This window comes from Acaryochloris sp. IP29b_bin.137 (assembly GCF_028285745.1).
Classification (GTDB): domain Bacteria; phylum Cyanobacteriota; class Cyanobacteriia; order Thermosynechococcales; family Thermosynechococcaceae; genus Acaryochloris.
Genome location: NZ_JANQOP010000007.1, coordinates 1 through 12560 on the forward strand (window position 1 = coordinate 1; position 12560 = coordinate 12560).

Below are 12560 nucleotides of genomic sequence, written 5' to 3' on the forward strand. Positions count from 1 at the left end.
GCGATTGCTCAACCGGAGTCGGATCTCAACGGTGGCGAGTGGTGATGCTGATGGCGGCAATATTTCATTAACCACTGGACAGCTGACGATACAGGATGGAAGTCAGATTTTGGCCTCAACCAGGCCTGAGTCGGAGGGGAATGGAGGGAATATCTTGGTTGAGGCCAATCGAAGTATTTTTATCACTGGCTCATCACCAGTCCCGAGTGGGATCTTTGCTAACGCTTTGGGAGATGGGGATGCAGGCAATGTGGAGATTTTCTCCCCGACGATAACGATGAGAGATGGTGCTCAAATTTCTGTGAGCAGTACGAATGATGGCTCGGCAGGACGCTTATTCATTGAATCCAACAACATAGTCTTGGATAATGCGGCCTTGCTGGCTGAGTCTGTGGAAGGGAATCAGGCGAACATTGAGCTATCCGTGCGGAATTCGTTACGACTGCTCAACCGAAGTCGGATCTCGACCGTGGCGAGAGATGAGGCAGATGGTGGCAATATCTTTATTGGCGGAACTGAGACACAACTCCTACGGTTCTTGATCTTCCAAGGCGGCTCGGTTATTTCTGCAGAAAATTCTGGCGGATTGGGTAATGGTGGCAATATTGAGATTGCGGCTCAGTTTATTATCGCTTTCCCCGGTGAGCTCAATCGCATTATTGCCAATGCCTTTGAGGGGGACGGTGGCGATATTGATATCTTCACAAATGCGATCTTTGGCCCACAATTCCTCAACATCACCGCTTCCTCCCAATTAGGAGTGAATGGCGAGATTACCATAGATACCTTAGCAACAGATCCTGCCAGTGCCCTCACCCAGCTACCAGAGGATATCTTAGATAAAAGTACTCAAATCGCAGATGCTTGTGCTGTTCCTCGCACAGGGCAATCTCAGTTTGTGGTAACGGGCCGAGGGGGGTTACCCCTGATGCCCTCAAGTCGACCTTCAGGCAGTTATCTCTTATCGGACTTAGGGACTCAAGCTCCGCCAGATGTTAGCCCTGTTTTGCAAGAAGCGAAGCGGCTAGTGGTTACAGCGAGGGGGGACTACTATTTGCAGGGGAATGCCTCTCGTTCCCTTGCCAAATTGCTAGAAGACGCTCGCCAGGCTTACCAGCAGGCCAATTATTCTGAAGCCGTTGCTAACTGGATTCAATCCGCCAACTACCTTTCTAAGTCTAAGCATCCTGGGGCTTATGCTTCCGTTCAGAGTCATTTAGCATTGGCATACCATCACCTTGGTGATTGGGAAAAAGCTCGGGAGGCGCTGGCTGCTAGCCAAGCAGCACTGACTTCCGACCTGATTGCTCAGCAGCCAGCCCTTTATGCCTTGGTGTTGAACACCAGGGCTAGTTTGTTCTTTGCGCGTGGAAATGCCCGTGCTGCTCTCGAAGATTGGCAGCAAGCGGCAGATGCTTATCAACAGGCTAAGGATAATCTAGGGAGTTTGCAGGTTCAGTTAAACCAAATCCAAGTCCTTCAGGATTTGGGCTATCTTCGCCAAGCTCAACAACATCTTGGGGAACTGATGCAGCCCCTAGAGCAGCAGCCGGCTCCTTCAATCAAGGCGATGGTCCAGTTGAATCTGGGGAAAGTGTCCCGGGCTGAAGGCAACCTGTTGCGATCGCAACGCCAACTCGAAGCCGCTCTCAATACGGCCCAATCCCTGAACCAGCCAGCGCTGGCCAGTACGATTCTGCTGAATTTGGGACATACGGTTCGGGGCCAGGGGAATGTCCAAAAGGCGTTGGATTACTATCGGCAGGTCCGCATGATTGCACCTACCCCCCTTTTGCAATTTCAGGTGCAAGTGAGCCGATTTGAACTTTTAGCGGCTCAAAAAGATCCTGCGGCATCAAAGATATTTCAAGAGCTGCAAGTTCAAATACAGCAGCTTCCCAGCAGCCGAGAGGGAATTTATGCACAACTCCATCTGATTGAAACCGTTTTAGATTCGGAGCAGGGGGAATTCCAAACGTTATTGAATCTGCTGACACAAGTTCAGGCTCAAGCGCAAGAACTGGACGATCCCAATGCCCAATCCTATATTCTGGGATACCAGGGGCGAATTTATGGTCAAGCCCAACATTGGTCTCAAGCGGTGTCTTTGACAGAACAGGCGCTGCAGCAAGTACAAAGACAGCAGGCTCCAGAAGTGCTGTATCAACTCGCATGGCAACTGGGCCGCTATCGTCATCAACTGGGCAATCGCCAAGGGGCGATTTCGGCCTATCTCGATGCTGTTGCTGCGCTGCGTTCCTTGCGAGGCGACCTCAGCACCGCCAATGACGACGTTCGCTTTACCTTTAGGGATGGGGTTGAACCCGTTTACCGGGAGTTGGTCGCCCTGTTGCTGGAAGGAAATGCAAACCCGGCAGATACATCAAGCAACCTGAAACAGGCTCGCAAACTCATCGAAGATTTGCAGCTCAATGAAATTCAAGACTACTTTCAGGATGCATGTGTACAAGCTCAACCGATAGCAGCCGATCAAGTGGATCCGAAAGCAGCGGTCGTTTATCCCATTGTCTTAGGGGATCGGGTAGATGTCATTGTCAGTATTGGCAACCAACCTTTGCGCCACTACAGCACGCCAATTGAACCTGGGCAGGTGGATGATACCGTCAAACAATTGTTGCGATCGCTCACCACACCCTTGGGCTCTATGAGCAGAAACAATCTGACCAAACTCAAGCAAATTTACGATTGGGTCCTGGGGCCAGCAGCAGCCGATTTAGCTCAACAGGATGTAGAGACATTGGTCTTTGTTGCCGATGGAGCTTTGCGCACCTTACCCCTAACCACACTCTATGATGGCGAGCAATACTTAATTGAAAAATATAATGTCGCGCTTTCCCCAGGCTTAGACCTATTAGCACCCCGTCCGTCAGCAAGGGACCAAGTGAAATTATTAGTGGGGGGGGTAAGTGAGGCCCGATCTGGATTCCCCGCTTTACCCTACGTAGCCAAAGAAGTAGAGCAGATTACCGCCCAGATCCAGGACCATAATGTGTTGTTTAACCAGGATTTGACGAAACAAAATTTGAATGATTACCTGACAGAGGTGTCTTCTGAAGTGGTTCATTTAGCCACTCATGCAGAGTTTGGGGCTAGTCCAGAAGATACCTTTATCCTGACTTGGGAAGGGAAACTGTCGATCCAGGCGATGGCATCCTTACTGCGCAGCCGGAGTCGGACATCTAAAGTACCCATTGACTTACTGGTTTTAAGTGCCTGCGAAACAGCAACTGGCAATAGCCGTGCTGTCCTGGGCATTGCCGGTATGGCGATCCGCTCAGGCGTCCGCAGTACCTTAGCTGGATTATGGTCTTTGGACGATCAGGCTGCAGCGGCATTTATGGGTCATTTTTATCAGGCGTTGGCTCAACCCAATACAACCAAAGCGGCTGCGTTCCGTCAGGCGCAGTTAGCGTTAATGAAGGACCCAAAATTTAGAGCCCCCTATTTTTGGAGTCCCTTTGTATTGGTTGGCAATTGGCTATGATCTTAAGCTTGGCAAAGCATCGATTTTGAGTTTGGATCGTGCAGAGCTGAATAAAGACCTGAATTTATCTGAATAAATCGGGATTTTATCGGCTGATTGATTTGGCGATAGTAAGGACAACAACGAAGCGACCACTCACAAGTACAGCTTCTCAGAACTCAATCCTTTCATCCAATCAACACAGGAAAACCATTATGACAACGACTACTCCCGAAACAACCCCATTCGTTCTAGAGCAAATCCAAGAAGCACCTGAAGTAGAACTTGTGATTCCTGTTGAGAATGCAGCAGTTCCTGAGCCCACTGAAGTTACCACTGCATACCCGGCAAGTGCTACTGCGGATTTACCAGAGGATCAAGACCCTCCACTTGGACAACAGGAAGATATTCAAAATGCCCAAGCATCGCCTGAAGTTATGCAGCAGCGACTCCAAGTCTTAGGTGGTATCACCTGGTTGATGTTGCAATCTCCACAGCATTGGCATTGCACCATTGAAGAATTAGAAGCGAGAATTCTACCCAGTCTCACCCTCGGCCAATTTCGCTATTACGAAGTTAGCGGTCAACCCCTCGGATTTGTGAGTTGGGCTTACTTATCCGCAGAAGCGGAAGAGAAGTATCAAACAGGGGGGTATCAGCTGCTACCTCAAGAGTGGCGAAGTGGTGAACAGTTGTGGTGCATCGATTTTATTTCGCCCTTTGACTATGACCAAAGCATATTGGACGATTTGAGCCAAAGTATCTTTCCCCAGGGCACAACCGCCAAGATGATTCGCACCCAAGCAGATGGTTCCCGTTCAATCGTTGAATACCAACTGGGAGCAAGGGAATCCTGATCAGCCTTAATCCTCAGTGATAGAGGGTAACCCAGTCTCCCTCTATCGTGATGATTCCTCCTTTCTGAAATTGAAGATGACCTCACCACCCGTGGAATGGTTTGACTTGCACTTTAGAACCATTCTGCGGGGTTTTTTGATCGGCAGAGATCAGAGAAAAACCTGAACTTACCAGAATAAATCGGGATTTTATCTACTCGATAATTTGGTGATATTAGATGCATCGACGAAGAGACCACTCTACCAGTCAGGTTTCTCGTTGAGTCTTTCCACACCACCAGAGGTAATAGCATGATGACTCAAGATATGCCTGAAACACTAGATGCTGCCATTCCCCCACTAAATCAAGCTCAAGCGTCCGAAGTGGGCACAGCCAGCACCTTATCTGAGGAGATGCCTCAAATCCCCCCAGAGGAAGTACAGCAACGACTGCAATTACTCGGATCCATCACTTGGCTAATGATGCAGTCTCCTCTCCATCGGTCCTATACGCTTGAGGAACTGGAATCCCGCATCTTACCTAGCTTGATGCATGATCAATTCCGCTACTACCAAATTGACGGGCAACCGGTCGGCTTCCTGAATTGGGCTTGGCTCTCTGAGGATATTGAAGATCAGTATCAAACGGGAGCGTATCAACTACTCTTCCCTGAGTGGAAAAGTGGTGATCGGCTTTGGTACCCCGAATTTATTGCCCCCTTTGGTCATGCCCGCTCAATGGTCAAGGACATTCGTAAAAATATTTTTACCAAAGGTACCCCCGCAAAAGCTCTACGGGTAGATACTGAAGGCAATCTGCGTTCCATTGCTAAGTACACCCTCTAGTCATCCTCACAAGATTCTGTTTATTCAAATTGATGTCTTCCAGTCGGGGCCTTTGTCATGCAGAGGCCCTTTTTTAATGCCAATTTTCTCTCTTCGGTCTCTTGAGTGGAGGTCCTGAACATTTACCTGAATTTAGCTGAACAATTCGGGATTTTTTCTACCTAACGATCTGGCGATAGTGCAGATAGTCAATCGGTTAGTCAAAAAACACAAGGAGAAAACCCATGGGACGCGTTGTTAAGAAAATCGTCAGAGAAGTCAAAAAGATTGCACCTTCTCCCACCAAGCATGGGGGTTCGGGCAATGACACCCTGATCGGGTATATGCCCGTCAACTATTTGTATGGTCATGGCGGCAACGACACATTAAAGGCCTACGGCTGGAAGAACACAGTTGATGGCGGCAGCGGCAATGACCACGTCGAAGCATGGGGCGGTCGCAATACCCTCCGAGGTGGCTCTGGTCATGACCGCATCTACAGCTACGGTGGATCAAATAATGCTCGTGGTGGTAGCGGTAATGATCAGATTCGGGTTTATGGCTGGAGCAACACTGTCCATGGTGATTCAGGCAATGACTACATCTTTGCTGCCGGTGCAAAAAACTGGCTCCACGGTGGTTCCGGCAATGACCACATTCATTCTGCTGCTTGGGGAAACACTATCTACGGCGGTTGGGGGCATGACTATATACATGCCGCTGCTGCCTCAAACACCATTCGGGCTGAGTGGGGCAACGACACCGTAAGAGCTTATGGTGGCCGCAACTGGGTCCATGGTGGCGATGGTCATGACAACATCAAGGTCTGGGGTTTAGGCAACACTGTTTATGGCGGCGGTCACAACGACTATATTGAGACGGTTGCTGCCGGAAACAGGGTCTACGGAGAATGGGGCCACGACCATATCAAAGCCTTTGGTGGTTCCAACTTTGTCGATGGTGGTTCTGGCAATGACCGCATCGAGGTATTTGGTTTAGGTAACACCGTTTATGGTGGTTCTGGAAATGACCATATCACAACCGTTGCAGCCTCCAACACCATCCATGCGGGCTCCGGCAATGACTTAGTCGTTGCGGTAGGGGGTAAGAACACCGTTCATGGCAACGAAGGCCATAACACACTTATTGCAGCCGGTGGATACAACCGCTTGACAGCTGGTTGGGGTAACGACACCCTGATTGCTGTAGGTGGCTACAACAACATGAACGCTGGCCACGGCCAAAACACCTTAGTAGGGGTGGGTGGCTACAACAACATGAACGCTGGCTATGGCAACGACTTTATCTTCGGATTTGGCGGGGCTAACAAAATCAACGCTGGTCATGGTCGCAACACCGTCATCGGCCTAGGCGGAGCGAACGTCATCAATTCTGGTGCTGGCAATGACACCATCATCGGTGTCGGAGGGGCCAACGTTGTCAATGCTGGTGATGGCAACAACGTCGTCATCGGTTTCGGCGGACTCAACAAACTCCATAGCGGCAATGGTCGTGACATTATGGTCGGCGTTGCAGCTGGGAACTGGCTCACATCCGCTGGTGGAAACGACATCATGATCGGTCTCGGTGCGGCCAACTACTTAAATGGTGGAGCGGGTAACGATATCCTCGTCAGTGCAGCAGCACTCAACGTCCAAGTCGGTGGCGAAGGCCAAGATGTAATGGTTGCCTTGGGTAAGGCAAATGCCATGGCGGGCGATACCGTCGGCAAAGACACCCTCAAGAAAATGGCTGAAGATTTAGACCTGGGTTCGCTTAAGCTCTCTGATGCCAGCCTACCAAAATTAAATTTTTCGGACTTCAGTCTCCCAAATTTCAAAGAATTTGCCGCTGACTTTAGTGAGCTAGGTGATGTCATCCCTAACTTTAAGGCCCCTAACTTCAATATCGGTCCACTCCCCAATCTGAACAATTTGAAAATCTCCTTGAACGCTCCTGACATCAAGTTGCCTGGTTTACCTGATCTGTCTATCGATGCTCCTGAACTGGGTTTGAACTTCCCTGGATTTGACTTTAAGGTTACTGGCTTCAAGAATGTGCAACTGCCTTCGATTCAGATGCCGTCAATCAAACTCCCTGGGTCCTTAATTCCCAGCTTAAGATTGCCCACTTCCAGTATTGGTTTACCTCAGCTGACCATTCCCAGTTTGACTTTACCGACGATTAACGTTCCTACGGTAAACCTTCCCTCCATTCCTGTGCCTCAGGTAACGCTACCAACGCTCAATATTCCACCCCTGAGTTTGCCGTCGTTACCGTCACTACCCTCTATCCCTTCTGTGACCCTTCCAGATCCCTTACAAACCCTCAAGGACAAAGCCAATAGCATCGCTCAATCCGTTAAACTTCCCAATCTGACCCTTCCCAACTTCAATCTCTATAGCCACGGTGCTAACAGCGACACCATGGTTGCATTGGGTGCAGCAAACTTCCTCCTAGGCGGTCAAGGTAGCGACATCCAAGTTTCCCTGGGTAAAGCCAATGCGCTATGGGGTGGCGATGGTGCCGATGTACAAGTCGCATTGGGTGCCGTGAACGTCCTATCGGGTGGTCAAGGCGACGATATCCAAGTCGCTGGCGGTAAGGTCAACGTCGTGGATGGTGGTAAGGGCAACGATATCCAAGTCTCCATCGGTAAATTCAACTTCCTAAAAGGTGGGGTAGGCAATGACCTGATGTTGGCTGGCGGTAAGTTCAACATGATGATGGGCCAAGATGGCAACGACATCATGATTGGCGGCGGTAAGCTCAACATCATGATGGGCGGAGCTGGTAACGACATCATGGTGGGCGGCGGTAAGCTCAATAAAATGCTCGCCGGGATTGGAGATGACCTCGTGATTGGCGGCGGTAAGCTGAACTCCTTATCCGGTGGTAAAGGCAACGACATCTTGGTCGGTGCTGGTAAATTCAACACCATGCTGGGTGGTGAAGGCAACGATATCCTCTTAGGTGGCGGCAAGACCAACACCATGAAAGGGGGCGCAGGTGCTGACATTATCGTCGGGGGCGGCAAAATGAATCGCCTCTTCGGTGGAGCAGGCAATGACCTTATCCTTGGTGCTGGCAAAACCAACATCTTCAAGGGCGGTCAGGGAGACGATATCATCCTTGGTGCTGGTAAGAAGAATGTGCTTAAGGGTGGCGCTGGTAATGACATCATCCTTGGCGGTGGTCAAACCAATATCTTTAAGGGCGACGCTGGCAAGGATATCCTGATTGGCGGTGGTAAAAAGAATGTGCTTAAGGGTGGCGCAGGCGATGACATCCTTATCGGTGGCGGTAAGGACAATAAGCTGATCGGTGGCAAAGGCAATGACTTTATCCTGGCCATTGGTAAGAAGAACACCTTCGACGGTGGCGAGGGCGATGATATTATCCTCGGCCTCGGTCAGGAAAACAAAATCAAGTCCGGTACTGGTAACGATATTGTTCTAGTCAAGGGAGCTAAGAATAGCTTTGTGAGCCTGGGTGGATTGAACCGCATCTACGGTGCCGGTAAAAACAACACTATCCAGGGTGGAAAAGACAAAGACATCATTCATGCAGGTGGTGAGTCAAATACCTACCATGCGGGTGCTGGTGATGACACGCTGATTTCTTACGGCAACAACATCACTTTGACAGGTGGTGCTGGTAATGACACTTACCAAATCGGTGGTAAGGATGCATTTGGGGCTTCTCTGGGGGCTAATCCTGGCGGAATCCGCACCACCACCATCGATAACAAAGGTGATGCCAGCACAACGGATAAGCTGCTGTTAGGAGCCAAGGTTGATTACCGTAATATTGACTTCTCTAGAAGCGGTAACGATGTACAACTCAATGTCCTAGACACCAATGAGGTGGTGATCCTCAAGGATTGGTATGTAACTCCTCTATCCCAGCAGGTTGACACCATCCAAATTGGTAACGGGGCTTCTATTCAGAGTTCTCAAGTGAATGAGCTGGTTAAAGCTTGGGATGCTTATGAGACTGCAGGGTCTACTCTGACGGCTAAGTCAGGCCTAGATGCAACATTGAAGCAAGCCTGGGCTGTTTAGATTTGGGTAAAGCGAGTTTAATCAAGCAGTGAGAGGAGGGGACCTCCTCTCACTTTGTTGGTAGAAGGGAATAAGTCAAACATTGAGCATAGAACGATTGGTTTGCTTATCCAAGTTTGCGATCTCACTATTAATAACAGCCATCAATCTCATACGCTCTCTCCCTTGATTGACAACTTGTGTAAAGACCATATGCTTCTCTGGGCAAGCGATAATTGACAGAAATAAATGAGATATTTCTAAAAATTTTATGAGATCTAAATTATTTTTGGAGTAGGAAGATAGGGATACCGAAGGAAACGGTAACACTAGATTTTTCGGAATTTATTCATCTATTTTATCTCTAAAAAGAATGAATGACTTGTATCTCAACCAATAAAATGGTGCCTTGTTTTTATTAGCTAAAACCTAATTGACTACTACTGTTCAAGTTGGCGATCTTGGATTAGTACTATATTTCAAATTGCAAATATATGCATAACCAAAACTTAACGACTCTGTACTGAAAGTACAGAAGTTATTTATAGACTGAAAGTCCGATTCTTCTCAGGACTAAAGTCCTGATTCACTCCAGCATAAACGTATCAACATCATTACTAGACACGGGACGGTGATGCTCCAAATATTCTTCTACCATCTATTCACTGATATTGCCAGTACTCCAGGCTCCATAACCAATGGCCCACAAATGTTTCCCCCAATATCGCTTCTCTAACTTTCGATACTCTTGCTGAAGACGTCTTGATGTTCGTCCTTTCAAACGCTTGACTATGTCACTAATCGATTTCGATGGAGGATATTCAATGAGCATATGAACATGATCTTTACTGACCACACCTTTGAGTATCCGGATATCTTCTGCATCGCATATCTGGATGAGCAATTCTCGGCATCGTTTTTGCACTTCACCTTTGAGCACTTGATAGCGATACCTGGTGATCCACACGATATGAACAGGTAGGCGGGTGATGGTATGATTTCCCGACGATTCTCAACCATAGACTTCTGGATGATGCTTCTCCTGCATTAGAGGTGTATAGCAACTAAAGTCTCGCACTGAAAGTGCGTAGTTTTGGACTAGCGTGTCTAGGATAATAAAATATTGTGAAGAATTTGAGGATAAGCTAATGGCTAATATTAAAAAATGCAACTTTAGATATTAGGCTGTAATCTCTTCCTCAAAGTCAAGATCTCTGTAAAGTTTGTCGCTTTACTCAGCACATTAATTGGAGATCAGTTAGCATAACGATTGAGATGCAAAGATCAGGTTCCCGTTTGTTTTCGGAATTGTTAGGTTTTAGCCAACCCAATTTTTAAGGCCACGTACCGAAATCTCAATCTCTACACAACACTGATTTTGGATATTATTTATGTCGATATATGTTGGCAACCTCTCTTATGATGTCTCTGAACAAGATTTAAGCACCGTATTTGCAGAATATGGAACTGTCAAACAGGCTAAGCTTCCCACTGACCGTGAAACAGGTAGGATCAGAGGATTTGGTTTTGTCGAGATGGGTGATGATGCCGAAGAGGCTAAAGCCATTGAAGAACTAGACGGTGCAGAATGGATGGGACGCACCCTCAAGGTGAACAAGGCTCGACCCCGTGAAAACAATCGAGGTAATGGCAGCTTTGGGGGGCGAAGTCGCTACTAGAACTGATTGACAAGGAATTACTCCGCCCTATGCTAGACTGAAACCCCGTTTTATTGAGGGCGGATAATTCTAACCAATGGATTTAGCTTCGAAGCTAAATTTAATCGATTTCAACAAATTAATGAATCATACAGTAGGCAAACGTTAGCTAGGAGCTAAGTTGAAGGCATAAAGTCTTTTACTTTAATGGAATACATCTAATATGCAGCAAGCAAATGACAGTGGGCAGCCCGCTAGACGAGAGAAACAGCATGGTAGAAGGGTTAAGTCGTTGAACTCCATAGCATATAAACCTGTAGATCGAGAACTTGATCGAAAACGCTTAGAACAACAAGAACACAACCGAGAGATGCGGCGATTAGATGCTATTGAACGCAATAATCGTTAGTTATAGATCCTCAGGAGAGAAATAGACGTTGGTGGGCTGTCAGTCCGGTTAAGTTGTCAGTATCAATGGGGGTATTACACAAGTCCTTTCAAATATCTTTGTCGTTCAGATTGAGGGAATTTCTCAATCGCATACCGTAACATCGTGCGGGGCATGTCCCGGTAATACGCTTTGAGAAAGCCTTTCTCCGTTGCCACATCCCGTTTGCCAATTTCCCTTAGCATCCAGCCTACGGCCTTATGGATTAGGTCTTCAGTATCGTTTAACAGGAGTTGGGCAATAGCTAGGGCATCCTCGAAATCATCGTTGCGAATCCATTGAAAGGTCGCCATCATGGCAATTCGTCGCTCCCATAGGCTTTGAGACTGGGCCAGATGGTATAAGGGTTGACGATCTTTTCCTTCTAGAAACGCTCCCACGATTTGATAGGCTGAGCTATCTACCAGATCCCAATTGTTGATGTACTGAGTATGGCGAAGATAAAGATCATAAAGATGGGCTCGTTCTTTTTCCAGGGCTTTCTGAAATTGTTTGACCAAAACCAGAAGAGCGAATAGGCGCTCTTCATGAAAGGGGGATTGGAGGAGGCGAATCACCTCATCATTAGGGAGTTTTCGATATTGAGTGACTTGCTGCCTCAGAACGGGGACTCGAATTCCCAGAAACTGATCCCCCTCTCCATATTCACCTACTCCGGTTTTAAAAAAGCGCTGTGAATGCTCGGCAATCTCTGGATTGGCCAGAGATACGAGTAGTTCGTGAACAGCTTGGGCTGTGAGGTTATTCGCCACCGTAATAAAACGCGATTTCCTTCTCTTTTAAGGGAACGAAATCCGCATCCAACAACATTTGATTGAGTTCATCTTGGGCAATATGCTTAGCCCCAATCCGAATAATCCTTGAGCGCATCGTGTTAGACACGCCACTACGCTGGCGATTGGCTTCTAGACCCATAACTCGATTGTAGAGATTCAGTTTGGCGGTGGGAATGGGGGAGCTATCAAGATCAAGACCTTTTGCGATCGCAGCATCAACTGCCTCTGCATTCGCCGTATGAGAAGAATTTGCCATTTTTAGAGTGTTGCTCAGTACCCGTAGGGATTGTACCAGTGAATCCACCCTCCGCGATGCAGATAAGATTAAGGGGGCAAAATGTGCAGTCCACCCGGCCTGCCTTGGATGAGCTCAAGTCCGCGCTTAAGGGTTAATCGGCTTGGATCAAAAGTGGGTAACACTTCAGGAGCGATCAAGGTAACCTGAAGTCTTAATGTCACTCCCCTGAATTGATCCTCCGCATGATTTCAA

Annotated in this window: 7 protein-coding genes and 1 pseudogene; 5 read left to right on the forward strand and 3 right to left on the reverse strand. The window is 47.9% G+C overall.

Features of this window, described 5'->3' with window-relative positions; all coding sequences use genetic code 11:
- From Q0991_RS00410 to Q0991_RS00425, 4 genes are all read left to right on the forward strand, one after another.
- Positions 1-3505: CHAT domain-containing protein (locus Q0991_RS00410; RefSeq protein WP_299484524.1), on the forward strand; the 3505-nt coding region annotated here is incomplete at its 5' end.
- A 194-nt stretch (positions 3506-3699) separates the two neighbouring features.
- Complete coding sequence (locus tag Q0991_RS00415; RefSeq protein WP_299484525.1) at positions 3700-4341, forward strand: toxin-activating lysine-acyltransferase; 642 nt, start codon at positions 3700-3702, stop codon at positions 4339-4341.
- A 291-nt stretch (positions 4342-4632) separates the two neighbouring features.
- Complete coding sequence (locus Q0991_RS00420; protein ID WP_299484526.1) at positions 4633-5166, forward strand: toxin-activating lysine-acyltransferase; 534 nt, start codon at positions 4633-4635, stop codon at positions 5164-5166.
- Between the two features lie 224 nt (positions 5167-5390).
- On the forward strand, positions 5391-9209 hold the full coding sequence (locus Q0991_RS00425) for a calcium-binding protein (protein WP_299484527.1): 3819 nt from the start codon (positions 5391-5393) through the stop codon (positions 9207-9209).
- Between the two features lie 640 nt (positions 9210-9849).
- Here Q0991_RS00425 and tnpA read toward each other — a convergent pair.
- Positions 9850-10179, reverse strand: a pseudogene (tnpA, locus tag Q0991_RS00430) (IS200/IS605 family transposase); the annotation flags it as partial.
- A gap of 400 nt (positions 10180-10579) precedes the next feature.
- On the opposite strand from tnpA, the gene Q0991_RS00435 reads away from it, so the two are divergent.
- Complete coding sequence (locus tag Q0991_RS00435; RefSeq protein ID WP_299484528.1) at positions 10580-10867, forward strand: RNA-binding protein; 288 nt, start codon at positions 10580-10582, stop codon at positions 10865-10867.
- A gap of 462 nt (positions 10868-11329) precedes the next feature.
- Here the strand turns inward: Q0991_RS00435 and Q0991_RS00440 are convergent, their stop codons facing one another.
- Together Q0991_RS00440 and Q0991_RS00445 are read right to left on the reverse strand one after the other, a co-directional pair.
- Positions 11330-12046: a DNA alkylation repair protein gene (locus Q0991_RS00440; RefSeq protein ID WP_299484529.1), complete on the reverse strand. Its 717-nt coding sequence runs from the start codon at positions 12044-12046 to the stop codon at positions 11330-11332.
- On the reverse strand, positions 12036-12326 hold the full coding sequence (locus tag Q0991_RS00445; protein WP_299484530.1) for a DUF4090 family protein: 291 nt from the start codon (positions 12324-12326) through the stop codon (positions 12036-12038). Before Q0991_RS00445 ends, Q0991_RS00440 begins: the two co-directional genes overlap by 11 nt.
- Positions 12327-12560 lie beyond the last annotated feature (234 nt).

Coding starts and splice junctions, on each gene's coding strand:
- Q0991_RS00415 (WP_299484525.1), top strand. CDS start 3,700: ATGACAACGACTACTCCCGAAACAACCCCATTCGTTCTAGAGCAAATC.
- Q0991_RS00420 (WP_299484526.1), top strand. CDS start 4,633: ATGATGACTCAAGATATGCCTGAAACACTAGATGCTGCCATTCCCCCA.
- Q0991_RS00425 (WP_299484527.1), top strand. CDS start 5,391: ATGGGACGCGTTGTTAAGAAAATCGTCAGAGAAGTCAAAAAGATTGCA.
- Q0991_RS00435 (WP_299484528.1), top strand. CDS start 10,580: ATGTCGATATATGTTGGCAACCTCTCTTATGATGTCTCTGAACAAGAT.
- Q0991_RS00445 (WP_299484530.1), bottom strand. CDS start 12,326: ATGGCAAATTCTTCTCATACGGCGAATGCAGAGGCAGTTGATGCTGCG.